24 protein-coding genes and 1 riboswitch are annotated in these 25,233 nt (G+C 62.9%); of the genes, 10 read left to right on the top strand and 14 right to left on the bottom strand.

Annotated elements, in window-relative coordinates:
• The first annotated feature begins 33 nt into the window (after positions 1-33).
• The 3 genes from secA (at position 34) to AC2FNZ_RS15595 (ending at position 5,338) form a co-directional block, all read left to right on the top strand.
• Complete coding sequence (secA, locus tag AC2FNZ_RS15605) at positions 34-2,739, top strand: preprotein translocase subunit SecA (RefSeq protein ID WP_496841192.1); 2,706 nt, start codon at positions 34-36, stop codon at positions 2,737-2,739.
• Positions 2,740-2,839: 100 nt separating this feature from the next.
• A complete protein-coding gene (locus tag AC2FNZ_RS15600) occupies positions 2,840-3,757 on the top strand; it encodes a hypothetical protein (RefSeq protein ID WP_496841191.1) in 918 nt (305 codons plus the stop codon).
• A 24-nt stretch (positions 3,758-3,781) separates the two neighbouring features.
• Positions 3,782-5,338: a phosphate ABC transporter substrate-binding/OmpA family protein gene (locus AC2FNZ_RS15595; RefSeq protein WP_496841190.1), complete on the top strand. Its 1,557-nt coding sequence runs from the start codon at positions 3,782-3,784 to the stop codon at positions 5,336-5,338.
• A gap of 3 nt (positions 5,339-5,341) precedes the next feature.
• Here AC2FNZ_RS15595 and radC read toward each other — a convergent pair whose 3' ends face one another.
• From radC to dnaK, 13 genes are all read right to left on the bottom strand, one after another.
• Positions 5,342-6,097, bottom strand: coding sequence for a RadC family protein (gene radC, locus AC2FNZ_RS15590; protein ID WP_496841189.1), 756 nt, complete (start codon positions 6,095-6,097; stop codon positions 5,342-5,344).
• Positions 6,098-6,133: 36 nt separating this feature from the next.
• Positions 6,134-6,868 carry an ABC transporter permease gene (locus AC2FNZ_RS15585; protein WP_496841188.1) on the bottom strand — a complete coding sequence of 245 codons (735 nt, stop codon included), beginning with the start codon at positions 6,866-6,868 and terminating at the stop codon, positions 6,134-6,136.
• Complete coding sequence (locus AC2FNZ_RS15580) at positions 6,865-7,593, bottom strand: ABC transporter ATP-binding protein (RefSeq protein WP_496841187.1); 729 nt, start codon at positions 7,591-7,593, stop codon at positions 6,865-6,867. Before AC2FNZ_RS15580 ends, AC2FNZ_RS15585 begins: the two co-directional genes overlap by 4 nt.
• Entirely contained in the window at positions 7,590-8,264 is a 675-nt protein-coding gene (gene tenA, locus AC2FNZ_RS15575; RefSeq protein WP_496841186.1) for a thiaminase II, read from the bottom strand. The genes AC2FNZ_RS15580 and tenA overlap by 4 nt, the downstream gene beginning before the upstream one ends.
• On the bottom strand, positions 8,261-9,196 hold the full coding sequence (locus AC2FNZ_RS15570; protein WP_496841185.1) for an ABC transporter substrate-binding protein: 936 nt from the start codon (positions 9,194-9,196) through the stop codon (positions 8,261-8,263). Before AC2FNZ_RS15570 ends, tenA begins: the two co-directional genes overlap by 4 nt.
• 20 nt (positions 9,197-9,216) lie before the next feature.
• Positions 9,217-10,179, bottom strand: a complete 963-nt coding sequence (locus AC2FNZ_RS15565) for a ThiF family adenylyltransferase (protein WP_496841184.1) — start codon at positions 10,177-10,179, stop codon at positions 9,217-9,219.
• A complete protein-coding gene (locus AC2FNZ_RS15560; RefSeq protein ID WP_170364411.1) occupies positions 10,176-10,772 on the bottom strand; it encodes a thiamine phosphate synthase in 597 nt (198 codons plus the stop codon). Before AC2FNZ_RS15560 ends, AC2FNZ_RS15565 begins: the two co-directional genes overlap by 4 nt.
• Positions 10,769-11,539 carry a thiazole synthase gene (locus AC2FNZ_RS15555; RefSeq protein WP_496841183.1) on the bottom strand — a complete coding sequence of 257 codons (771 nt, stop codon included), beginning with the start codon at positions 11,537-11,539 and terminating at the stop codon, positions 10,769-10,771. Before AC2FNZ_RS15555 ends, AC2FNZ_RS15560 begins: the two co-directional genes overlap by 4 nt.
• A 2-nt stretch (positions 11,540-11,541) precedes the next feature.
• Positions 11,542-11,736 carry a sulfur carrier protein ThiS gene (gene thiS / locus AC2FNZ_RS15550; protein WP_093963930.1) on the bottom strand — a complete coding sequence of 65 codons (195 nt, stop codon included), beginning with the start codon at positions 11,734-11,736 and terminating at the stop codon, positions 11,542-11,544.
• Complete coding sequence (locus tag AC2FNZ_RS15545; RefSeq protein WP_496841182.1) at positions 11,720-12,697, bottom strand: FAD-dependent oxidoreductase; 978 nt, start codon at positions 12,695-12,697, stop codon at positions 11,720-11,722. The genes thiS and AC2FNZ_RS15545 overlap by 17 nt, the downstream gene beginning before the upstream one ends.
• Positions 12,694-13,497: a bifunctional hydroxymethylpyrimidine kinase/phosphomethylpyrimidine kinase gene (gene thiD / locus AC2FNZ_RS15540; RefSeq protein WP_496841181.1), complete on the bottom strand. Its 804-nt coding sequence runs from the start codon at positions 13,495-13,497 to the stop codon at positions 12,694-12,696. Before thiD ends, AC2FNZ_RS15545 begins: the two co-directional genes overlap by 4 nt.
• 46 nt (positions 13,498-13,543) lie before the next feature.
• Positions 13,544-13,646, bottom strand: a riboswitch (TPP riboswitch).
• A gap of 126 nt (positions 13,647-13,772) precedes the next feature.
• Positions 13,773-14,915, bottom strand: coding sequence for a molecular chaperone DnaJ (gene dnaJ, locus AC2FNZ_RS15535; protein WP_496841180.1), 1,143 nt, complete (start codon positions 14,913-14,915; stop codon positions 13,773-13,775).
• A gap of 74 nt (positions 14,916-14,989) precedes the next feature.
• Positions 14,990-16,897 carry a molecular chaperone DnaK gene (gene dnaK, locus AC2FNZ_RS15530; RefSeq protein ID WP_170364401.1) on the bottom strand — a complete coding sequence of 636 codons (1,908 nt, stop codon included), beginning with the start codon at positions 16,895-16,897 and terminating at the stop codon, positions 14,990-14,992.
• Between the two features lie 213 nt (positions 16,898-17,110).
• Between dnaK and AC2FNZ_RS15525 the strand changes: the two genes are divergently transcribed.
• Entirely contained in the window at positions 17,111-17,713 is a 603-nt protein-coding gene (locus AC2FNZ_RS15525; protein ID WP_496841179.1) for an alpha-ketoglutarate-dependent dioxygenase AlkB family protein, read from the top strand.
• Here AC2FNZ_RS15525 and AC2FNZ_RS15520 read toward each other — a convergent pair.
• Entirely contained in the window at positions 17,710-18,531 is an 822-nt protein-coding gene (locus tag AC2FNZ_RS15520; RefSeq protein ID WP_093963926.1) for an ABC transporter permease, read from the bottom strand. The genes AC2FNZ_RS15525 and AC2FNZ_RS15520 overlap by 4 nt on opposite strands.
• A 122-nt stretch (positions 18,532-18,653) precedes the next feature.
• Between AC2FNZ_RS15520 and cysQ the strand changes: the two genes are divergently transcribed.
• The 6 genes from cysQ (at position 18,654) to AC2FNZ_RS15490 (ending at position 25,231) form a co-directional block, all read left to right on the top strand.
• Positions 18,654-19,451: a 3'(2'),5'-bisphosphate nucleotidase CysQ gene (cysQ, locus tag AC2FNZ_RS15515; protein WP_496841178.1), complete on the top strand. Its 798-nt coding sequence runs from the start codon at positions 18,654-18,656 to the stop codon at positions 19,449-19,451.
• Positions 19,451-20,251 carry a 3-deoxy-manno-octulosonate cytidylyltransferase family protein gene (locus AC2FNZ_RS15510; RefSeq protein WP_496841177.1) on the top strand — a complete coding sequence of 267 codons (801 nt, stop codon included), beginning with the start codon at positions 19,451-19,453 and terminating at the stop codon, positions 20,249-20,251. The genes cysQ and AC2FNZ_RS15510 overlap by 1 nt, the downstream gene beginning before the upstream one ends.
• 73 nt (positions 20,252-20,324) lie before the next feature.
• A complete protein-coding gene (gene galE, locus AC2FNZ_RS15505; protein WP_496841176.1) occupies positions 20,325-21,308 on the top strand; it encodes a UDP-glucose 4-epimerase GalE in 984 nt (327 codons plus the stop codon).
• Positions 21,309-21,315: 7 nt separating this feature from the next.
• Positions 21,316-22,359 carry a glycosyltransferase family 2 protein gene (locus AC2FNZ_RS15500; RefSeq protein WP_496841175.1) on the top strand — a complete coding sequence of 348 codons (1,044 nt, stop codon included), beginning with the start codon at positions 21,316-21,318 and terminating at the stop codon, positions 22,357-22,359.
• A 185-nt stretch (positions 22,360-22,544) separates the two neighbouring features.
• A complete protein-coding gene (locus tag AC2FNZ_RS15495) occupies positions 22,545-23,531 on the top strand; it encodes a glycosyltransferase family 2 protein (protein WP_496841174.1) in 987 nt (328 codons plus the stop codon).
• Positions 23,528-25,231, top strand: a complete 1,704-nt coding sequence (locus tag AC2FNZ_RS15490; RefSeq protein ID WP_496841173.1) for a DUF5927 domain-containing protein — start codon at positions 23,528-23,530, stop codon at positions 25,229-25,231. Before AC2FNZ_RS15495 ends, AC2FNZ_RS15490 begins: the two co-directional genes overlap by 4 nt.
• Positions 25,232-25,233: the final 2 nt, after the last annotated feature.

Here is a 25,233-nt window from a genome sequence, read left to right as displayed (position 1 = left end):
AACCAAGACAAGAAAAGATCCGCTGGAGTGAACATGCTGGGACTCGGTACGCTTGCCAAAAAGGTGTTCGGAACACCGAACGACCGCAAGATCAAGGCAACCCGCCCGCTGGTCGAAAAGATCAACGCGCTGGAGCCGGAGTTCGAAAAACTCTCGGATGACGATCTGAAAACCAAGACCGAAGAGCTGCGCAAGCGGGCCAATGAGGGCGAGAGCCTGGACGACCTGCTGCCCGAGGCCTTCGCCAACGTTCGTGAAGGCGCCAAGCGCGCGCTGGGTCTGCGGGCCTTTGACGTGCAGCTCATGGGCGGCATCTTCCTGCATCAGGGCAATATCGCCGAGATGAAGACCGGCGAAGGCAAGACCCTGGTCGCTACCTTCCCGGCCTATCTGAACGCACTGACCGGAAAGGGCGTGCATATCGTCACGGTCAACGAATACCTGGCAAAGCGTGACGCCGAATGGATGAGCAACGTGTTCGGCGCGTTGGGTATGACCACCGGCGTGATCTGGTCGGGCCAGCCCGATGCCGAGAAAAAAGCGGCCTATGCCTGTGACATCACCTATGCCACCAACAACGAGCTGGGCTTCGACTATCTGCGCGACAACATGAAGGCGGATCTGAACGAGGTCTACCAAAAGCACCACAATTTCGCGATCGTGGACGAGGTCGACTCGATTCTGATCGACGAGGCACGGACCCCTCTGATCATCTCGGGTCCATCTCAGGACCGGTCCGATCTCTACACGGCCATCGACGGTCTGATCCCGTCCTTGCAGGACGATCACTATACGATCGACGAGAAGTCGCGCAGCGTGACCTTCACCGATGAAGGCAACGAGTTCCTCGAAGAGCAGCTGCACGCCAGTGGCCTGCTGCCCGAAGGCCAGTCCCTGTACGACCCCGAAAGCACCACGGTGGTGCACCACGTCAATCAGGGCCTGCGTGCGCACAAGCTGTTCCAGCGCGACAAGGACTACATCGTACGCGACGGCAACGTCGTCCTGATCGACGAATTCACTGGCCGGATGATGCCGGGCCGCCGTCTGTCCGAAGGCCTGCACCAGGCGATCGAAGCCAAGGAAGGCGCGCCGATCCAGCCCGAAAACGTGACTTTGGCCAGCGTGACTTTCCAGAACTATTTCCGCCTCTATGACAAGCTGGCCGGCATGACCGGTACCGCCCTGACCGAGGCCGAGGAATTCGCCGAAATCTATGGCCTGGGCGTAGTCGAAGTGCCGACCAACAAGCCGATCGCCCGTGCCGACGAGGACGATCAGGTCTATCGCACCGCGGCCGAGAAATACGCGGCCATGATCGAAGAGATCAAGAAGGCCAACGCCAAAGGCCAGCCGGTTCTGGTGGGCACGACCTCGATCGAGAAGTCCGAGATGCTCAGCGAGATGCTGACCAAGGAAGGCATCAAGCACAATGTCCTGAACGCCCGCCAGCACGAGCAGGAAGCCCAGATCGTGGCCGAGGCCGGGCGTCTGGGCGCGGTGACCATCGCCACCAACATGGCCGGCCGCGGCACCGACATCCAGCTGGGCGGCAACGTGGAAATGAGCGTCATGCAGGCGCTGGCCGAGAACCCCGATACCGACCCGGCCGATCTGCGCGCCCGGGAAGAGGCGCGCCACGCCGAGGAAAAGCAGAAGGTTCTGGAGGCCGGCGGCCTGTTCGTTCTGGCTTCGGAACGGCATGAAAGCCGCCGCATCGACAACCAGCTGCGCGGCCGTTCGGGCCGTCAGGGCGACCCGGGCCGCACCGTGTTCTTCCTGAGCCTTGAAGACGACCTGATGCGCATCTTCGGCTCGGAACGGCTGGACAAGGTTCTGACCACTCTGGGCATGAAAGAAGGCGAAGCGATCGTCCATCCCTGGGTGAACAAATCGCTCGAACGCGCGCAGGCCAAGGTCGAAGGCCGCAACTTCGACATGCGCAAGAACGTTCTCAAGTTCGACGACGTGATGAACGATCAGCGCAAGGTGATCTTCAGCCAGCGCCGTGAAATCATGTCGACCGACGATCTGTCCGAAATCGTTTCGGACATGCGCGAACAGGTCATCGACGATCTGATCGACCAGTACATGCCGCCCAAAACCTACGCCGACCAGTGGGACACCGACGGGCTGCACGCGGCCCTCAAGGAAAAGCTGAACATTGATGTTCCGGTTCAGGAATGGGCGGCCGAGGATGGGGTCGACGACGACGTGGTTCGCGAGCGCCTGATCAAGGCCACCGACGAGATGATGGCCCAGAAGGCCGCCGCCTTCGGCCCCGAGAACATGCGCAACATCGAAAAGCAGGTGCTGCTGCAGACCATCGACAGCAAATGGCGCGAGCACTTGCTGACCTTGGAACATCTGCGCTCGGTCGTGGGCTTTCGCGGCTACGCCCAGCGCGATCCGCTGAACGAATACAAGACCGAAAGCTTCCAGCTGTTCGAGAACATGCTCGACAGTCTGCGCGAAACGGTAACCAAGCAACTGGCCCGCGTCCGCCCGCTGACCGAAGAAGAGCAGCGCGAGATGCTGGCACAGATGCAGGCGCAGCAGGCCCAGATCAAGAAAGCCGCCGAACAGGCCGAGGCGGTGGCCGAGGCGCAGGCCTCGGGCGATGCGCGGCCCGGCTTTGTTGAGGACGACCCGTCAACCTGGGGTAACCCGTCGCGCAACGATCCCTGCCCCTGCGGCTCCGGCAAGAAATTCAAGCACTGCCATGGTCGGCTTGCCTGATTCGGTCAGATTCCCGACATAATGAGTCCGCGTCGCGGCCACATATTGGCCGCGATTGTTAAGCACTCTCCGACTCGCTCCTTCAACTGGGGAGGGTGTCTTGTTTGTAATACGGAACTACGTGACCACAGGTGGCACGGTCGCATGCGCTTTGGCCATCGGCTACCTGATGCAGAACGGACCGGCCTCGCAGCCGGACGTGCAGGAAACACGTCAGGCGATGATCCAGCCGTCTGGTGAAGGCACCGTGATTGCCGGGTTGGAAGGAATCGTGCTGACCTCGGCAACGCCGACCGCGTCCACGGCCCCCGAACCCTCGGCCAAAGTTCCGCCTCGGGCAGAGTCTGCCGTTCCTCAGGCGCAGGTCAACTGCGATCTCCGGGCCCGCGCAATGGCAGCCCCCAACGCGACAGCACGTTTGACCTTGAAGGCCCCCTGCAACCCCGATGAAACCGTCGAGCTGCACCACAGCGGCATGACGTTCAGCGCCCGAACCGACAAGGACGGCCGTCTGGACCTGTCCATTCCCGCCCTGTCGGAATACGCCATTTTCCTGATCTCGTTCCAAAACCAGCGCGGCACTGTCGCCACCACTCACATTCCTGATTTTTCAGATTATGACCGCGTTGCGCTGCAATGGACGGGGGACACCGAATTGCAACTGCACGCGTTGGAGTTCGGTGCATCCTATGGCGAAGCCGGGCATGTCTGGTCGAACACCAGCAGTTCCGGCACCGGGCAGGTTGTCCATTTCGGCATGGCCGGCGCGCGCAATGTCGAGATCTATTCGATCCCCCGCAACGCGGCCGACGCAAATGGCACCGTCGCCCTGAGCGTCGAGGCCGAAGTGACTCCCCGGAATTGTGGACAGGACCTGGATCTGCAAGTGCTCGAGTTGCTGGACGATCAGGGGCTGCGGTCGCGAGAGCTGTCGGTCACCCTGCCGACCTGCGACAGCGGACAGGACTTTCTGGTGTTGAATAATCTGTTCCAAGACCTGACAATCGCCGCAAAGTAACGGCAGGCAGGTCAACAGGTCTTTATGAAGTATCTTCGCGCGACGATGACGGTGTTGTCGTTGATGGCTGGCGCTTCAGGCGCCCTCGCTCAGGACGTCACGCTGACCTCGCATGACGGCAAGGTCGAGATCACCGGGAACCTGTTGGGGTTTGATGGTGAGTTCTACCGTGTGGACACCCAGTTCGGCGAACTGACGGTGGATGGATCCGGCGTTACCTGCGACGGTCCGGCTTGCCCAAGCCTGATCGACTTTGTGGCCGAAGTGCACTTCTCTGGCGCATCGGTGATGGCCGAATCCCTACTTCCGGCGTTGATCGAAGGCTTTGCGCAACGAGAAAACCTGAACGTGCTAAGCGAAGGCACAGACCCTGCGCAGCTTGTCTTTGCCCTGAGGCAGCCGGATCGGACCGCCCTTTTGGCGCGGTTTTTCCTGCGCGTTACGGACACCGACCGCGGTTTTGCCGATCTGACCGCCGATCAGGCAGACATCGCTTTGGCGATGCGCGAAATCCGCCCGCAGGAGGCGGCGGCGGCGCAGGAAAACGGTCTGGGCGACCTGTCCCGACCGCGCCGGTCGCGGGTGGTGGCGCTTGGCGCGCTGGTGCCAGTGGTCTCATTGGACAATCCGATCCGGCAGATCTCGGTTTCGGACCTGGCGCGGGTCATAAATGGCGAGGTCGCCAACTGGGCACAGCTCGGTGGCCCGGATGCCCCCATCGCCGTTCATCTGCCGGATGTGACAACCGGTGTTGGTCAGGCCGTGCAAGACCAGGTGATGCAGCCAGCCGGTGTGCAGGCGCATGAGGACGTGATCCGCCACACCCGCAGCGCGGAACTGGCAGCAGCGGTTGCGCGCGATCCGTTCGCACTCGGTATCGTCAGCCACGCTGACCCGCAAAACGTGCGCAGTCTGCCGCTGGCCGGCGGATGCGGTCACGCATTGCGCGCCACGCGCGCCGCCATCAAGACCGAGGACTATCCGCTGACCCTGCCGATGTTCCTGTATCTGCCGCAGCGGCGCCTGCCGAAGATCGCCCGTCAGTTTCTGGCCTATGTCCAAAGCCCTGAGGCACAGATGGTCATCCGGCAAGCCGGTTTCGTCGACCAGTCCCACGAACTGGTACGTCTTGGGCTTCAGGGCGACCGGTTGGCCAACGCCATCACCTCGGGCGGGTCCGAGGTGGGTCTGGAAGAACTGCAACGGATGATCGAAACTCTGCGCCCGCTGTCGCGCCTGTCGGTGTCTTTCCGGTTCGAGCCGGGATCGTCGCGGCCAGACGCGCAGTCGCGGTCGAACATCCTGCAAATGGCGCAGGCGCTTGAATCGGGCCAGTACGACGGGCGCAAACTGGTCTTCGTCGGTTTCAGTGACGGGGACGGTGCCGCGGAAACCAATGCCCGCATCGCCTTGCGGCGCGCACAGACCGTGCGCAATGCGATCCTTGCCGCGATCGAGACCGCAGTCCCAGAAACCGTCGAGATCGCGGTCGAAGGTTTCGGTGAAGCCATGCCCATGGCCTGCGACGACACGGAATGGGGCCGCAAGGCCAACCGTCGTGTCGAAGTCTGGGTGCACTAGCGGTCAGAGATAACCTTCTGAGCGGAAGCTCAGCTCGGTCGATTTTCCGATGATCAGGTGGTCGTGCAAGGTCAGCCCCAGTGCAGCGCAGGCATCGTTGATGCGGTTGGTCATGTCGATATCCGATTGCGACGGGGTTGGATCACCCGACGGGTGGTTGTGCACCAGGATCAGCGCCGAGGCGTTCAGCTCCAGCGCGCGCTTGGCGACCTCGCGCGGGTAGACGGGTACGTGATCGACGGTGCCCTTGGCCTGTTCTTCGTCCGCGATCAGCACGTTCTTGCGGTCCAGGTAGAACACGCGGAACTGCTCGATCTCGCGATGCGCCATGGTGGTGTGGCAATAGTCCAGCAGTGCGTCCCAGCTGGAGATCACATGCCGCTGCATCACCCTCGCGCGGGCCATGCGATGGGCGCAGGCCTCGAGGATCTTTAGGTCGGTGATGACGGTATCGCCCACGCCCTTGATCTGGCGCAGGCGTTCCACTGGGGCGGTCAGCACCCGGTTGAAATCACCGAACGCGTCCAGCAGCCGCCGCGCCAGCGGCTTCACGTCTTGCCGGGGGATCGAGCGGAACAGGACCAGTTCCAGCAGCTCGTAATCCGGCATCGCCCCCGCGCCGCCCGACATGAACCGTTCGCGCAGGCGTTTGCGGTGGTCCTTGATATACGAGGGCAGCCGACCCGTAGGCAGCGGCGTGACCGGCGCTTCGTCACTTTCGAACAGCGATGGGGCTTCGGCAAAGGCGTCATCGGTCATACGCCCATGATTGCCGCAGAATCGGTTTCCGAATGGTTAACGCGCCTCACCGGCCATGCGGGCCGTGGCGCGGCGCACAACCAGATGCAGCAGGATCGAGAACACCCCCAGCGTCAGCATCGCGGCGAACATCAGGTCGGTCTTGGCCCGGCCATTGGCCAGCAGCATCAGGTATCCCAGCCCCTGCGACGAGCCGACCCATTCGCCAATCACGGCCCCGATCGGGGCATAGACCGCCGCCAGCCGCATCCCCGAGGCCAGCGAGGGCAGCGCCGCCGGGATGCGGATATGCCACAACACGCTGCGTGGGCTGGCCTGCATGGTGCGGGCCAGGTCCAGATAGCCGGGCGGCGTGCGCATAAGCCCGTCGAAGAACGACGAGGTGATGGGGAAATAGATGATCAGCACGGCCATCGCGACCTTGGACCACAGCCCATAGCCCAGCCACAGGGTGAGCAGCGGCGCCAGCGCAAAGACCGGCAGTGCCTGGGTGAACACCAGCATCGGCTGCACCAGCACCCGCGCGGCGCGGGAATTGGCCAGCTGTAGCGCGGTGATGACACCCAGCACAGTGCCGCAGGCCAGACCGATCAACACCTCGATGGCGGTGATCCAGGTGTGTTCGGCGATCAGCCAGCGGTTCTGCCACCACGTCTCTGCCACCAATGCCGGGCCGGGCAGGATGAATTTCGGCAGGCCGGTCAGGGTGACGATCGCCTGCCAGAGGACCAGCGCAAACAGGGTCGCGGCAAGGACCGAGAGCGTCTTCATGCCACTTCCTCGCGCAGCAGTTTCAGCAGCGCGCCCTGCGTTTCCAGCGTCTCGAGATCGTCCACCTTCCGCGGGGCCGGTGCATGAGGCGGTTGGCATGGGGTCAGGCCGTGTCGCGTCATCACCATGATTGACTGCCCCAGACGCGCGGCCTCGGCAGGGTCATGGGTGACCAGCAGAACGGTCCGGCCCTGCAACGCCTCGGCGGCCAGATCCTGCATGTCGGCGCGGGTGCGCGCATCCAGCGCCGAGAACGGCTCGTCCAGCAGGATGATCGGCTTGTCCTCCATCAGGGTGCGGGCCAATGCCACGCGCTGACGCTGCCCGCCGGACAGTTCCGAGGGCTTCTTGGTCATGTGGTCCTGCAGCCGCATCCGCGCAATCAGCCGGGCGCGGCGGTCCTGATCGACCCGTTCGCCGCGCAGCCGCGCGCCCAGCGCCACGTTCTGCGCGACCGTGGCCCTGGGCAGCAGCAGATCGTCCTGCGCCATGTAGGCCACGCGCTCGGCCACCGGCAGCCCGTCGCTGGCGCGGATTTCGCCGGTGAATTCGGCCCCGGTCGCCAACCCGGCGATCAGACGCAAAACCGTGGTCTTGCCGACCCCCGATCCGCCCAGCAGACAGGTCCACTGCCCGGCCTTCAGCGACAGGGTCAGCGGCGCGAACAAGGGCGCGCCGTCGATACTGGCCTGTCCGCTGATGGTCAGATCGGGAGGCGGGGTCATGGGGTCAGGCCCATCTGCCAGAAATTCACCTCGAGCTCAGTCGCGGTGCGGAAGGTCTGGCACAGACGACCCCAACGCGGTGTGGTACGGAAATCCGCCCCAAGTCGCCGTATCAGAGCCGAATCCAGCAGTTCACCCACAGCCTGACAGGCTTCCTGATATTCACTGCTGGAATAGGCGTCGATCCAGTCGCGATAGGTGTCCGAGGTGGCCTCGGCTGCCAGCCGGGTACCGATTTCCCCGTATCCCATCACGCAGGGCGCCAGCGCCGCCAACAGGTCCAGCAGATCACCGCTGAAGCCCGCCTCGAGCACATAGCGGGTATAGGCCAGGTTCTCGGGCCGTTCGGGTGTGGCGAACAACTCGTCCTGGCTGATGCCCTCGGCCTCGCAAATGCCGATGTGAAGCTGCATCTCTTCGCTGATCAGACCGTTCACCGTGCGGGACGCAGCCAGCATCTCGGCATGGGTTTCGGATTTCACCACCGCCAGCGCCCAAGCGCGCGAGAAATGGATCAGGAACACGTAATCCTGCCGCAGGTAATGCAGAAAGGCCGCACGCGGCAGGGTGCCGTCCTTCAGCCCTTCGACAAAGGCGTGGCGGGTATAGTCCCGCCACGGCCCCTGTGCCGCGTCGCGCATCAGCGCGAAGGCTTTGCCGTAGTCGCTCATTGCGCGGTCACGTCGATGGTGATGGCGCTGACCGGGTTGATGCTGTCAATCATGCCGGAGTCTTTCAGGAAGGCCTCGAACCGGGCATAGCGGCCGGCATCAAAGCCTGCGGGGCGCAGGGCGAAACGCGGCAGGGTATCGACCCAGGCGCGGGCGTTCAGCTCGTCCTGCAACTCGGGCGAGGTGGCGGCGAAGATCTCCCAGCTTTTTTCCGGATTGTTCACGATGAACTGCGTGGCCTTCTCGGTGGCGGCCAGGAAGCGGGCGATCTTGCCGGCATCCATCGTCTCGGGGTTGGCCACATAGATCAGCTCGTCATAGGGCGGCACGCCTTCTTCCTCGATGTAGAAGCAGCGGCCCGGAACGCCTTCGATATCCATCTGGTTCAGTTCGAAATTGCGAAAGGCGCCGATCACGGCGTCCACTTGCCCCGTCATCAGCGACGGCGACAGCGAGAAGTTTACGTTGATCATCTCGATATCGTCCAGCGACACGCCATGCGCGTTCAGCATCGCGGTCAGGATCGCCTCTTCGACACCGGCGACCGAAAATCCGATCTTCTTGCCCTTGAGGTCGGCCAGCGTTTTGATCGGGCCGTCCGCCAGCACCAACAGGCAGTTCAGCGGTGTGGCGACCAGCGTGCCGACCCGTTTCAGCGGCAGGCCCTCGTGGATCTGCAGATGCAGTTGTGGCTGGTAGGACACGGCCAGATCGGCCTGACCGGCGGCCACAAGGCGCGGCGGAGCCGACGGATCGGCAGGCGGGACGATTTCGACCTCAAGCCCCTGTTCGGCGAAATAGCCGTTTTCCTGCGCCACGATGATCGGCCCGTGGTCGGGGTTCACGAACCAGTCCAACAGGACGGTCATCTTGTCCTCGGCCCAGGCAGGCGCGGCGGCCAGCAGGGCAAGGGCGGTGATCAGTTTCTTCATGGTCTGCGTTTCCTTTTGCTTCACGACGTTGCGGCGGCGACCAGAACGATCCGGCCGGGCCAATGGGGGTGGAGTTCCTCGGCCGCGCGCCAGGCGCGCAGCCCGGTAGCACAGCAGAGGGCCAGCGTTTTTCCCTTGTTAGGGTCTGTTTTCAGCGCTTCGACCGTCAGTCGGCGGGCGTTGGGGTGGATCGCTTCGGGCGCCTCATCGACGCTGCGCAGATCGACAACCAGGTCGTCCGGGGTCAGCTGCGCGGGCGCGACAAAGGGGAAATGGCCGTCCGGTTCCGGCGCGGTGTCAAAGCGGAAGCCGCTGCTGGTGCAACTGCGCCCGTCCACCTGCACCATCTGGCCCAGCGGCGAGGGATCGAGGCCCAGGATCACGCCCAGCGCCATCTGCGCCTGCATCGCGCCGATCATGCCCACGACCGGGCCCAGAACGCCTGCGGTGGCGCAGCTGGCCCCGCTGTCGGGCGCATCGGGGAATACAGCGCGCAGAGACGGCGCGCCGCCGCAGAACCCGCCGACATAACCCGACAGACCCAGGACCGAGGCGCTGATCAGCGGTTTACCCTGCGCCAGGCAGGTATCCGACAGCGTATAGCTGGCCGCATAGCTGTCGGCGCAGTCCAGAACCAGGTCGACCTCGGCCACCAGATCAGCAGCATTTGCCGGTGTTAGAGCCTGTTTTCGCGCTTCAACGGTGATCTCACCATTCAGCGCCCGGCAGCGTTCGGCGGCGGCTTCGGCCTTGGCGCGGCCGCAATCGGCCTGCGCGAACAACGTCTGGCGGTGCAGGTTCGACAGGTCCACCGTATCGGGATCGACGATGGTCAGATGCCCCACCCCGGCCCCAGCCAGCAGCGGCAGCACGGGCGCGGCCAGCCCCCCGGCGCCCACAACAAGAACCCGCGCGCGGGCAAGGCGGTTCTGCCCCTCGGCCCCGACCTCGGGCAAGATCATCTGGCGGGCGTAGCGGCTCATCGCGTGACCTCGAGCCACTGGCGCACCCTGCCTTCGGGGTCGGCGTTCAGGGTGATGTCGGTCACGACCGAGACGATGTCGGCCCCGGCCTGAAACACGCCCGGCGCGCGCTCGACGCTCATGCCGCCAATGCCGACCAGAGGGATGTCACCCACGCGCCGTTTCCACTCGGTCACGCGCGGAAGGCCCTGTTGGTGCCATTTCATCTTCTTCAGGATGGTCGGATAGACCGGCCCCAGCGCCACATAGTCCGGATCCATCGAAAGCACGCGCTCAAGCTCGTCATCGTCATGGGTGGAGACACCCAGCTTCAGCCCGGCCTTGCGGATGGCGGGCAGATCGGCGTCGTCCAGATCTTCCTGCCCCAGGTGGATCCAGTCGCAGCCCGCGTCGATGGCCGCCTGCCAATAGTCGTTCACCACAAGCACAGCGCCATGGTCGCGGCACAGGGCCTGGGCGGTGGCGATCTCCGCGCGCACCACCGCGTCGGGCTGGTCCTTGATGCGCAACTGCACCAGTTTCACGCCCAAGGGCAGCATCCGCCGCAGCCAGTCGCTATGATCGAAGATCGGATAGAAGCGGTCGAGCGTCATGACAGAAAGGCCTTTCCGATCACGGGGGTCGAGGGTTCGGCCATGTCGCGCGGCTCGATCGGGTCGGCCTGATGCGCGAGTTGCCCGGCCTGCACCGCCAGCGCCATGGCCTGCGCCATCGCCACCGGATCGCCGGCCCGGGCAACGGCGGTGTTCAGCAGAACCGCGTCATAGCCCAGCTCCATTGCGTGGGCGGCGTGGCTGGGCAGGCCGATGCCCGCATCCACCACCAGCGGCACATCGGGAAACTCGGCCCGCATTGCACGCAGGGCGTATTCGTTGTTCAGGCCCCGCCCCGACCCGATCGGCGCGCCCCAAGGCATCAGCACCTGGCACCCGGCGGCCAGCAGGCGTTCGGCCACGATCAGGTCTTCGGTGGTGTAGGGGAACACCTGGAACCCTTCGTCGGTCAGGATGCGCGCAGCCTCGACCAGTTGGAACACGTCGGGTTGCAGGCTGTCGGTGTGGCCGATCAGTTCCAGCTTGATCCATGGCGTGTCGAACACCTCGCGCGCCATGTGGGCGGTGGTGACGGCCTCTTTGACCGTGTGACAGCCGGCGGTGTTGGGCAGGATCAGCACGCCCAGATCGCGGATCATCGACCAGAAGGCCTGACCTGCCCCGCCCGCGCCCTCGCGCCGCAGCGAGACGGTGGCCACGCCCGCCCCGCTGGCTCGGAAGGCCTGTTCCAGGATCGCCGGGCTGGGATATTGCGCGGTGCCCAGCATCAGCGGGTTGGGCAATTTGGTGCCGTAAAACCTTTTCATCCTCAGCCCCCCTGCATCGGTGCGACGACTTCGACCCGGTCGCCCTCGGCCAGTTTGTGCGCGATGCGCAGGCTGGAGGGCACGAATTCCTCGTTCACCGCGGTGGCGACGCGGCCGGAAAAGCCGCATTCGGGCAGCAGCTCGCCAAGGGTTTCGGCGCGCACCTCGCGCGGCTCGCCATTAAGCACGATCTTCATCGACCATCTCCGAATGTGTGTTGTTCAACGCCAGATCGGCCACGCCTTTGGCCAAGGCCGGGGCCAGCAGGTAGCCGTGACGATAGAGGCCGTTGGCATAGATCGTCCGACCCAGCCGGCGGATGCGCGGCAGGTTGTCGGGAAAGGCCGGGCGCAGATCGACGCCGATTTCCAGCACCTCGGCCTCGCCAAAGGCCGGGTTCAGCGCATAGGCCGCGCTGAGCAGTTCCAGCATCGAGCGCGCGGTGATCCGGCTGCTGTCCTCGGATTCGATCATCGTGGCGCCCAGCATGTAGATGCCCTCGCCGCGCGGCACGACATAGAGCGGCATCCGGGGATGCAGCAGGCGTACGGGCCGGGTCAGCGTCACATCGGGGCAGCGGATCACCAGCATTTCCCCCTTCACGCCGCGCAGGTCGTGCAGGATGTCGCGCGCGTGCAGGCCCCGGCAGTCGATGGCGTTGTCCAGCCGCGACGGGGCCAGCGTGCGGTGGAATTCGACCCCCTTGTCCTGCAAACCGCGATAGAGGTCCTGCAGCGCACGGCGAGGGTCCAGATGCGCCTCGTCGGTGAAGAACAAACCTTGCGAGAAACCGTGCAGATCAGGCTCTATTTCGGCAATTTTCGCTTGATCGACCTGCGTGAATCCCTCGGTCCGGCGGGCAAAGCGGCGCAGGTCGGGCAGGTCGCGCGTGTTGGCCACGACCAATGTGCCCTGCCGCGCGACCGGGGTGCGGGCCGCCCACCAGTCGATCGCCTGCTGCCCCAGTCGCAGCACCGGTTCCTCGGCATTTTCATATTCGCACCACGGCGCCAGCATGCCGCCGGCCCACCAGGAACACCCATGCGGACCGGGAGGCCCGCCGGGATCGAACACCTGCACCCGCGCGCCCCGCGCGACCAGCTCCGAGGCCACGGCCAGACCGGCCACCCCGGCGCCTATGACCGACCAGACCGTCACGCCGGCCATACCCGGTGGAAATGATGCACCGGCCCGTGGCCCGAGCCGACCTGCAACTCATCCGCGCGGGTGATTGCGCCTTGCAGGTAGTCATGCGCCTGCGCCACCGCATCGACCAGCGGCAGCCCCTTGGCCAGACCGGCCGCGACGGCCGAGGACAGGGTGCAACCGGTGCCGTGGGTGTTGCGCGTGTCCTGACGGGGCGCGGTGAATTCACCGATGATGCCGTTCTGGTCGATCAGCAGATCATGGCAAGTATCGCCCTTGCCGTGTCCGCCTTTCATCAGGACGGCCCCAGCCCCCAGGGTGCACAGATCATGGCCCTGCGCCACCATTTCCTCGGGCGTTTCTGCGACCAGTCGGTCCAGCAGACAGGCGGCCTCGGGCAGGTTCGGGGTCAGGACGGTGGCGCGGGGCAGCAGCACCTTGCGCAACGTCTGCACCGCCTCGCGCGCCAGCAGGGCATCGCCCGATTTGGCGATCATCACCGGGTCCAGCACGATGGGGCCTGCAAAGCCGGACAGGCCGTCGGCGACGGTCTGGATGATCTCGGGCGTGGCCAGCATGCCGATCTTGACCGCGCGCACGTCCAGATCGGAAAGAACCGCGTCGATCTGCGCGGCGATCACGTCCAGCGGGATAACATGCACAGCGGTGACCGCCTGCGTGTTCTGGGCGGTGACCGCGGTGATGACACTGGCACCGAACACACCTAGCGCCGACATCGCCTTGAGATCGGCCTGAATGCCAGCCCCGCCGCCGCTGTCGGATCCTGCAATTGTCAAAGCGATAGCTACCATGCCGCCCCCATTTGTCATCTGGGGCAATTCCGGCATGGAAAACGTCTGAGTGTTTTAGACCGTTCCCTCCGCCGGTATTGCCCGGATCAGGTTCGATGGGTTGGCTCGCGCCTCTCAGCCCCGGCTCCGGGGCACCCCAACGGTTGGCGCGGACATTCTCAAGGCTGAGGCCGAGAATCAAGGGCCAATTCCGCGCAGTTTCCGGCCAAACTGGACTTAGAAAACAAAAAAGCCGGCGATGATACGCCGGCCTTTCGGTGTCTGGAACGCTGGGATCAGCTTTGCATTCTCTCCCAGAAGGATTTGACGGATGAGAAAAAGCTTTTGGATTCCGGGTGGTTGTCCTCTCCCAGATCGTCGAACTCCTGCAGCAGCTCTTTTTGCCGCGCGGTCAGGTTGACCGGTGTCTCGACCGCAAGCTCGATGAACATGTCACCGATACCGCCGCCCCGCAGCGCAGGCATGCCCTTGGCGCGCAGACGCATCTGCCGGCCCGACTGGCTGCCGGCCGGAATCTGCACCCGGCCGCGGCCACCGTCGATGGTAGGCACCTCGATCGATCCGCCCAGCGCCGCCTTGGCCATGCTGACCGGGACCCGGCAATACAGGTTCGGGCCGTCCCGCTCGAACAGCTTGTGCGGCGTCACCTCGACAAAGATGTACAGATCGCCAGGAGGGCCGCCGCGCATCCCGGCCTCGCCCTCGCCCGCCAGTCGGATACGGGTGCCGGTTTCGACGCCTGCCGGAATGTTGACCGACAGCGCGCGTTCCTTCTCGACCCGTCCCGAGCCGTGGCAGGATTTGCAGGGGTTCTTGATAATTTGCCCAAGTCCAGCACAGGTCGGGCAGCTGCGCTCGACGGTGAAAAAGCCCTGTTGCGCACGGACCTTGCCCATGCCCGAACAGGTCGGGCAGGTGGTTGGATCAACTCCGCCTTCGGCGCCGGTGCCTTCGCAGGACGAACAGGCTACGGCGGTTGGCACGTTGATGGTTTTCTGCAGCCCCGAGTAGGCCTCTTCCAGCGAAACCCTCAGGTTGTAGCGCAGGTCCGAACCGCGAGCAGCACGGCGTCCGCCGCCGCCACGCTGTCCACCCATGAAATCGCCGAACAGGTCATCGAACACATCGGAAAACGCGCTGGAGAAATCGCCCGATCCAAAGCCGGCGCCGCGCTGGCCACCGCCCATGCCATTCTCGAACGCAGCATGGCCAAACCGGTCATAGGCGGCTTTTTTTTCAGCGTCGCGCAGAACGTCATAGGCCTCGTTGGCCTCTTTGAACAGGGCCTCGGCGTCCGGGTTGTCCTTGTTGCGATCGGGGTGCAGCTCTTTCGCCTTCCGGCGAAAAGCCTTCTTGATCTCATCCGCCGAAGCACCCTTGGACACGCCGAGCACTTCGTAATAGTCGCGTTTTGACATCGGTATTTCCTTCTGCCTCAACGTAAACGGGCCGGCCCGGCATCCGGACCGGCCCGAATTGGCCCGGTTACCCGTTAGTTGCGCTTGTCATCGTCCAGGTCTTCGAACTCGGCATCGACGATGTCGTCATCGCCGGGCCCCGCATCGGCGGCGGCCGGTTCTTCGCTGGCCTCTTCAGACTGCGCCTTGTAGATCGCCTCGCCCAGCTTCATGGACGCTTCGGTCACGTTCTGGATGCCCGACTTGATCTTGTCGGCATTGTCCGATTCCAATTCGTCCTTGAGCGCGGCCACGGCCAGTTCGATCGCCTCGACGGTCGCCGGATCGACCTTGTCGCCATGCTCCTCGAGCGATTTCTCGGTCGCGTGGATCAGGCTTTCGGCCTGGTTCTTGGCTTCGACCAGTTCCTTGCGCTTGCGGTCGGCTTCGGCGTTCTCTTCGGCGTCCTTGACCATCTTTTCGATGTCTTCCTCCGACAGTCCGCCCGAGGCCTGGATCGTGATCTTCTGTTCCTTGCCGGTGCCCTTGTCCTTGGCCGAAACCGAGACAATGCCGTTGGCGTCGATGTCGAAAGTCACCTCGATCTGAGGCATGCCGCGCGGGGCCGGCGGGATGTCTTCAAGGTTGAACTGGCCCAGGATCTTGTTGTCCGCAGCCATTTCACGCTCACCCTGGAACACCCGGATGGTCACGGCGTTCTGGTTGTCCTCGGCGGTCGAGAAGACCTGGGACTTCTTGGTCGGGATCGTGGTGTTGCGATCGATCAGGCGGGTAAACACGCCGCCCAGGGTTTCGATGCCCAACGACAGCGGGGTTACGTCCAGCAGAACCACGTCCTTGACGTCGCCTTGCAGAACACCGGCCTGGATCGCAGCACCCATGGCCACGACTTCGTCCGGGTTCACGCCTTTGTGCGGCTCTTTGCCGAAGAACTTGGTCACCTCTTCGATGACTTTCGGCATCCGGGTCATACCACCGACCAGAACAACCTCATCCACATCGCTGGCCGAGATGCCGGCGTCTTTCAGAGCGGCCTGGCAGGGCTTCAGCGACTTCTTGATCAGGTCGCCGACCAGCGATTCCAGCTTGGCACGGGTCAGCTTCATGACCATGTGCAGCGGCTGGCCGTTCGCGCCCATCGAGATGAACGGCTGGTTGATCTCGGTCTGGGTGGTCGAGCTGAGCTCGATCTTGGCCTTCTCTGCGGCTTCTTTCAGACGCTGCAGCGCCATCTTGTCCTGGCTCAGGTCGACGCCGTGTTCTTTTTTGAACTCGTCCGCCAGGTAGTTGACGATGCGCATGTCAAAGTCTTCACCGCCCAAGAAGGTATCGCCGTTGGTCGATTTGACCTCGAACAGGCCGTCGTCGATTTCCAGGATGGTCACGTCGAAGGTACCACCGCCAAGGTCATAGACCGCGATGGTCTGGCTGTCCTGTTTGTCCAGGCCATAGGCCAGCGCGGCGGCAGTCGGTTCGTTGATGATCCGCAGCACTTCCAGACCGGCGATCTTGCCGGCGTCCTTGGTGGCCTGACGCTGGGCGTCGTTGAAATAGGCCGGCACGGTGATCACGGCCTGCGTGACTTCTTCACCCAGATAGCTTTCAGCGGTTTCTTTCATCTTGCCGAGGATGAAGGCCGAGATCTGGCTTGGGGAGTATTTCTGCCCGCGGGCCTCGACCCAAGCGTCGCCGTTGCCGCCATCGACGATGGCGTAGGGCACCATTTTCTTGTCCTTCTGGACTTCTGCGTCATCCACACGACGCCCGATCAGGCGCTTGACGCCAAAAATCGTGTTGTCGGGGTTGGTGACCGCCTGGCGTTTCGCCGGCTGCCCGACCAGTCGCTCGTCTTCGGTGAAGGCGACGATCGAGGGCGTGGTCCGCGCCCCTTCCGCGTTTTCGATGACCTTCGGCTGCGCGCCGTCCATGATGGCTACGCACGAGTTGGTGGTCCCGAGGTCAATCCCGATTACTTTTCCCATTTTTCGATCCCTTTCTTTTCAAGGCGATGTCCCGAGGCCGGAACCCGTTACGGCATCCCTGCCCCGATCTGCTGGGCGCGACAGGTCTACACCATCGCGCGTCCCGGCGTATATAAGGGCGAGGCCTGAGGCCTGCAAGCGTTGTGAAATGCAGGTTTTCGGGAATTTTGGGCCTTTTTCGGCAAGGATTTCAAAAGGAATGAGGTTTCTGTCATGACGCGCCTGAATTTACGGGGGTTCGACATCCGAAAAGGCCATCTGGACGGCGCCGCTCAGCGGCAGATCATCGAGCTTCTGCGGCCGATTCTGAAAGCCGCTCCGCTGTTTCATCCCAGCACCGCTTCGGGGCGCAAGATGTCGGTGCGCATGACGTCTGCCGGAACGTTGGGCTGGGTGTCGGACGGGGCCGGATACCGGTACCAGGACGCGCACCCCAAGGGCATGGCGTGGCCCGCCATTCCGGACCCGATCCGGTCGATCTGGCGCGACCTTGCCGGAACCTCTCGAGACCCCGATTGCTGTCTGATCAACTATTACGGCGAAGGCGCAAAGATGGGGATGCACCAGGACAAGGACGAGGCCGATTTCTCGTGGCCGGTCCTGTCGGTTTCGTTGGGCGATGACGCCTTGTTCCGGATCGGTAACACGACCCGCGGCGGCAAGACCGAGTCCGTCTGGCTGAGTTCCGGCGACGTGGTCGTCATGGGCGGTCCCGCCCGGTTGGCCTATCACGGCATCGACCGGATCCGGTTCGGGTCTTCGCGCCTGCTGCCCAAAGGGGGCCGGATCAACCTGACGCTGCGCGTGGCAACCTAACGGCGCGCATCCCAGCTTTTTGAGATGTGCTTGCGGGTAAAGAACTCTCCCAGCAACCCGATCATCATCAGCGCGATACCGACCCACAGCGCATATTCCCAGCTGGAGTTGCGCGGAAAGTAGTTGCGAAACACGAAACCGCGGCACTGATCGATCACGTGAAACAACGGGTTCCAGGCGAACATGGCCAGCATCCATCCGCCCAGCGCATTGCCTACGAACATCTTGCCCGAGAAGATCATGTTCATCCGGCGATAGACATTGCTCAGTATGGTGGAGGTCTGCGGCATCCACGGCTTGAGCGCCATGAAGACCAGACCGACCGCGCAGCCGGTGTACCACGCAAGGATCAGCATGGCGAACGCACCGCCCGGGTCCTGCATCTCGATCGGATTGACCGCAACGCTGTAGACGAAAAGGATCACCAGGATTGAAACGACCTGCGTGTACAAGGTCCCGAAGGCCGCGGCCAAAAGCAGAACCATCATGTTCATCGGCGAATGCAGCATCATGGGATTGTTGGTGCCTCCAAGCCCCGCGATCGCACCGACGGACTTGATGTGCGTCATGAAAAGAAAGATGCCGGAAAGGATGTACAGGATGAACTCACCCCGGATCTTGGCCACCCGTCCGCCCAGAAACGACATGATGAAATAGAACACGGTCGCCATCAAAACGACCTGGACGATGTTCATCATGATGGCGATTACGGCGTTGGAATGCTGCGAGCGGATGTTGCGGACCACGGCGTGAAACACCAGTTCCGCAAGGTTGAATGCCCCACCCACAAGGCTGCTGCTTCGCTTGTAATAGAACACTCGAACGCTCTTTCCCGGTTTTGTTCCGCCAGCGTGGCACGAATTCCTTGCCGTTCCGTATCCGGCACAGCATAAGTTCGTCAGGTTTTCGGATCAACAAGCCATGGAAACGGAGCATTTTTGTGACCTATGACGACCTCATCCCCGTGATCAGACGCCTTGCCCTGGAAGCGGGCGACAAGATCATGGAGATCTACGATGCCGATGATTTTGACGTGAAGGTCAAATCCGATTCCAGCCCCGTGACCGAAGCCGACGAAGCCGCCGATGCGCTGATCTCGGCCGGGCTGCGCGCCGCCTTTCCCGACATCCTGCTGGTGACCGAGGAACAGGCCGCGTCGCACAGCAAGCAGGGCGACACCTTCCTGATCGTCGATCCGCTGGACGGCACCAAGGAATTCATCAACCGACGTGGCGATTTCACCGTGAACATCGCGCTGGTCGAAAACAGCGTGCCCACCCGCGGCGTGGTCTATGCCCCGGCCCGCGGGCGCATGTTCTATACCCTGGCCGATGGCCGATCGGTCGAAGAAATCGGCGCTCTGGACAAGGACAAACCGGGCGAGGTCACGCCGATATCAGTCTCTGATCCGGACAATTCGGCGCTTTTGGTGGTGGCCTCGAAATCGCATCGCGACCAGGCCACGGATGACTACATCAACAAATACCAAGTCAAAGACAGCAAGTCGGCGGGCTCGTCGCTGAAATTCTGCCTTGTGGCCACGGGCGAGGCCGACCTCTACCCGCGCGTCGGCCGCACGATGGAGTGGGACACCGCCGCTGGCCACGCGGTGCTGGCCGGTGCCGGGGGCCATGTGGTGCGTTTCGACGACCACGCGCCGCTGACCTACGGCAAGGAAGGCTATGCCAACCCGTTCTTCATCGCCTATGCCCCGGGCGTCGAACTCAAGGAGGCCTGATGTCGGTTCTGATCGCGATCCCCGCCCGCTATGCCTCGACCCGCTATCCAGGCAAACCGCTGGTGCCGCTGACCGGCGCAACGGGAAAGTCCATGACCCTGATCGAGCGGTCCTGGCGCGCGGCCATGTCGGTTTCGGGCGTCGACCGTGTGGTGGTGGCCACCGATGACGACCGCATCCGCGCTGCAGCCGAGGGCTTTGGTGCCGAGGTGGTGATGACCTCGGAAAGCTGCGCGAACGGCACCGAGCGCTGCGCCGAGGCGCATGACAGGCTGGGCGGCGGGTACGAGATCGTGGTCAACCTGCAGGGCGACGCCCCCCTGACCCCGCATTGGTTCATCGAGGATCTGGTCAATGGCCTGCGCGCCGCGCCCGAGGCCGGCGTGGCCACGCCGGTGCTGCGGTGCGACGGCGAGGCGCTGAACGGGCTGCTGAACGACCGCAGGCACGGCCGCGTGGGCGGCACCACCGCCGTCTTCGCGACCGATCACAGCGCGCTTTATTTCTCGAAGGAAGTGATCCCCTTCACGGCCGAAACCTATGCCGGGTCGGATCCGACGCCTGTGTTCCACCATGTGGGCGTCTACGCCTACCGCCCCGACGCGCTGGCCGCCTATCCGGGCTGGCCAGTCGGACCGCTGGAACGGCTCGAGGGGCTGGAACAGCTACGGTTCATGGAAAACGGGCGCAAGGTTCTGTGTGTCGAGGTCGAGGCAAAAGGCCGCCAGTTCTGGGAGTTGAACAATCCGCAGGACGTGGCCAAGATCGAAAGCATGATGTCCGCGATGGGGTTGGAATAGGCGCAGATTCCCCGTTCCCCGCGGGCAGCCTGGCAGCTAACCCATGACCGGCAAACATTCGGCAGGACCACGGATGACCAATATACTTGTGACCGGCGGCGCCGGATATATCGGATCTCATGCCTGCAAGGCGCTCGCGCAAGCGGGCTATGTGCCCGTGACCTATGACAACCTTGTCACCGGCTGGCAGGATGCGGTGAAATTCGGCCCGTTCGAACAGGGCGATCTGCTGGACCGCGCCCGGCTGGATCAGGTCTTTGCCAAATACCAACCGGCGGCGGTGATGCATTTTGCCGCGCTCAGCCAGGTCGGCGAAGCCATGAGCGAGCCGGGCCGGTACTGGCGCAACAACGTCACCGGATCACTGAACCTGATCGAGGCTGCCGTGGCCGCCGGTTGTCTGGATTTCGTTTTCTCGTCCACCTGCGCAACCTATGGCGACCAGGACAACGTGGTGCTGGACGAATCCACGCCGCAACACCCCCTGAACGCCTATGGCGCCTCGAAACGCGCGATCGAGGACATCCTGCGCGATTTCGAACAGGTGCACGGGCTGAACCACGTGATCTTTCGCTATTTCAACGTGGCCGGTGCCGACCCCGACGGCGACGTGGGCGAGTTCCACCGTCCCGAGACCCATCTGGTTCCGCTGTTGTTGGACGCGATCGACGGCAAGCGCGACGCGCTGACCGTCTATGGCACCGATTACGACACGCCCGACGGCACCTGCATCCGCGACTATGTCCATGTCTGCGACCTGGTGGATGCGCATGTGCTGGGCCTGCACTGGCTGGAACAGGGCAAGGGCAGCCGGGTGTTCAACCTGGGCACTGGCACCGGGTTTTCGGTGAAAGAGGTGATCGCGCAATCGCACAGCGTGACCAACCGCGAGGTGCCCTTCAATGTCGGTCCGCGCCGGGCGGGCGATTGCACCAAGCTGGTGTCAGGTTCGACCCGGGCCGAGGCCGAGCTGGGCTGGCGGCCCAAACGGTCGCGGCTGGAGGTGATGATCGCCGATGCCTGGCGCTGGCATCAGAATGGCCATTACGAAAAGTGATCGTGCCATGGGCGCAGCTGTGAAAACCGACGAAAACGCCCCGGGCTGGGTTCGCAGATACCGCCTGCGCCTGAAGCGCAAGCGCCTGTTGTGGCGGTCCTTCCGCAGCCGACACGCGTTGACGCCGGTTTCGGACAAGACCCGTCTGATCGCGCCCACCGACATTCTGGCCTTTACCACCCTGCGCAACGAGATCGAGCGCCTGCCCTGGTTCCTGCGCCACTATCGCCGGCTGGGGGTCGATCATTTCCTGATGGTCGACAACGGCAGCGATGACGGCTCGGTCACCTATCTGCTGAACCAGCCCGACGTATCGCTGTGGCAGACCGGGGCCAGCTATCGCGAGGCACGGTTTGGGCTGGACTGGTTGACCTGGTTGCAAATGCGGCATGGCCATGGTCATTGGACACTGATGGTGGATGCGGACGAACTGCTGATCTATGCCCATCACGACAGCCGCGACCTGCGCGATCTGACGGGTTGGCTGGACCAAACCGGACAATCGGCCTTTGGCGCGCTGATGCTTGATCTATACCCGAAAGGCGCGTTGGGCGGAGCGCCCTATGACCCCGAGACCGACCCGGCCGAAACTTTGAACTGGTTCGATCCCGGCCCTTACAGGGCGCGTCGGCAAGAGCCGCTGGGAAACCTGTGGGTGCAAGGCGGCGTTCGCGAACGCGCCTTCTTTGCCGATTGCCCGGACCGGTCTCCAACTCTGAACAAGATCCCGCTGGTGAAGTGGGACCGTCGCTATGCCTTTGTGAACTCCTGTCACTCGGCCCTGCCCCGACACCTGAATTTTGCCTATGACGGGCCCTCCGGGCAAACCCCCTCGGGCGTCCTGTTGCACACGAAATTCCTGCCGCAAGTCGTCGAGAAGTCGCGTATCGAAAAACAAAGGCGCCAGCATTTTCATGATCCCGACCAATTCGGGCCATACTATGATGGCATCATTGCCGGACCTGACCTTTGGACTCCACAATCAGAACGGTATTCAGGCTGGGCGCATCTGCAGAGCCTTGGGCTGCTGTCAGCGGGCGGGTGGACGTGAACGGGGAATCCTGTGCCCCAAAAACCCATGCTTGGCTAACGGCTTTTAAATACATTGCTTCGCAAGGTGCGAAAATGTCATAAAACGTTAGTGTCCGGCTCCCGTCTGACCAAATGCGGACCCCGGGCATGCTCGCGTATTACAAGAAGGTTGGGCAGCGCGTGAGCCTTTTGGATTCTTACCGGATGAGACTGCGGCGCAAGCGCCGTCTTGTGCGCTGCATCCGCCGAAGACGCGATCTGCGCACCGTCCGCAACAACACCCGGCAGATCCGGTCCGGTGATGTTCTGCTGATGAGCGTCGTGCGCAACGAAAAGATCCGCCTGCCCTATTTTCTGAACTATTACCGCAAGCTGGGCGTCCGGCATTTCCTGTTCGTCGACAATGACAGCACGGATGGCACGCTGGACTATCTCAAGGCGCAGCCCGATGTCTCGGTCTGGTATACGAATGCCAGCTATCGCCGTTCCACATTCGGCATCGACTGGTCCAACTACCTGCTGCGGAAATACGCCCATGGACACTGGGTCCTGACCGTAGATCCGGACGAGTTCCTGATCTATCCGTTCTGCGACACACGTCCCATCGACGCGCTGACCGACTGGTTGGACGGCACCGGGGTGCGCAGTTTCGGGACGATGCTGCTGGACATGTATCCCGAGGGGCCGATTCAGGACGCCACCTATCACGAGGGGCAGGACCCGTTCGAAATTGCCGCATGGTTCGACTCGGGCAACTACATGATTACCAAGAACCCGGCCTATGGAAACTTGTGGATCCAGGGCGGGCCACGGGCAAGGGTTTTCTTTCAGGACAAGCCCTTGAAAGCGCCCGCGCTGAACAAGATCCCTCTGGTCAAATGGGATCGGCGCTATGTCTATGTCAGCTCGACCCATGCGCTGCTGCCGCGCGGCCTTAACCAAGTCTATGACGAGTGGGGCGGCGAGAAAACCAGCGGCGCATTGCTGCATGCGAAGCTGATCAACACGCTGGGTGACAAAGCCCGCGAAGAACTGCAGCGCGGCGAACACTACCGCGCGTCTGGCGAATACAGGGCCTATGTCGATCAGTTGGAGAGCAAACCGGTTTTGTGGTGCAAATGGTCCGAGAAATACATTAATTGGCGCCAACTTGAGATTCTGGGTCTGATGTCCAAAGGGAACTGGGCATGAGCGGGACCCTGGGCATCGTGATGCTGGTCCATACTGCGCTGGACCGGGCTGAGCAGGTTGCCCGGCACTGGACCGCGGCAGGTTGTCCGGTGGTCATCCACGTCGACCGCAAAGTCGACCCGGCCGTGTTCGAAGATTTTGTCGCGGCCTGTGGTGATGATCCGCTGATCCTGTTCTGCGACCGCCAGGCCTGCGAGTGGGGCGGCTGGGGTATCGTTGCGGCTTCGCAATCTGCCGCGACGCTGATGCTGGAGCGCTTTCCCGACGTACGCCATGTCTTTCTGTCATCGGGCTCTTGCCTGCCATTGCGCCCGGTTCAGGACCTGATCGATTACCTGAGCGACCGGCCTCGCGTGGATTTCATTGAAAGCGCCACCACCGCCGATGTCAGTTGGACCGTGGGCGGGCTGGACCTTGAACGCTTTACCCTTCGGTTTCCCTTCTCGTGGCGCAAACACCGCAAGCTGTTTGACCGCTTCGTCAAGCTTCAGCGCGCGGTCGGATATCGGCGGACAATCCCCAACGGACTGATCCCGCATATGGGCAGCCAGTGGTGGTGCCTGACTCGGCAGACCCTGACCGCGATCCTGCAAGACCCCAAGAGAGAGGTCTATGATCGATACTTCCGGCATGTCTGGATCCCCGACGAAAGCTATTTCCAGACGCTGGCGCGGCTCTATTCCACCCAGATCGAAAGCCGATCGCTGACCCTGTCGAAATTCGACTATCAGGGCCGCCCGCACATCTTCTATGACGATCACCTGCAGTTGCTGCGCCGATCCGATTGTTTCGTCGCCCGCAAGATCTGGCCGCGCGCCGACCGGCTGTATCAGGCGTTTCTGAACGATCAGTCCCTCGCCGGAAAACCCGCCGAGCCCAATCCCGGCAAGATCGACCGCGTTTTCTCCAAAGCGGTCGAGCGTCGTACCCGCGGCCGCGACGGCCTGTACATGCAAAGTCGTTTTCCCCGCCATGGCAGCGAAAACGGCCTGACCGCGTTTCCTTACTCCGTGTTTCAGGGTTTTTCCGAGTTGTTTGAGGGCTTTGAAAGCTGGCTGGGCAATGCGTCAGGCGCCCGCGTCCATGGGCATCTGTTCAACCCCACGCGTGCCGAGTTTGCCGAAGGCGAGACCATCCTGAACGGGTCCCTCAGCGACAACGCCGTTTTACGCGACTACAATCCGACGGCTTTTCTTTCGAACCTGATCTGGAACACCCGGGGCGAACGCCAGTGCTTTCAATTCGGCCCCGCTGACACCCAGAAGATCAATTGGTTTCTGGCGCGAGACAAGAACGCACAGGTCTGCGTAGTCACCGGTGCCTGGGCTGTTCCGCTGTTTCGGTCGAACATGAATTTCGCCGACATCCGCGCCGAAGCGGCCCGCCTGCAAAAGATCGAAACCGAACAGCTTGAGGTTCTGGATTCCGTGTGGACCAAAGCGCGCGTGCATGTCTGGTCAATGGCCGAATTCGTCGAATCCCCGATGGAACATCTGCAAACCGTTCTTGAAGAGATGGGCGCGACGCAGCCCAGCCATCTGATCGAGGCGCCGACGATGGTTGATCTGGCCGGGTTTGGAAAGTTCCTGCAAAACCTCAAGAACCAGGGAATGCACCCTCACCTGATGGGCGACTTTCCTGCCGACGATGTATTCGGCAATCAGACCCGCCCGTATCGCAAGCCCTACCTGGTGCAATGACC

This window comes from Ruegeria sp. SAZA006, from assembly GCF_059613465.1.
This window is presented reverse-complemented; position numbering and strand designations above follow the sequence as displayed.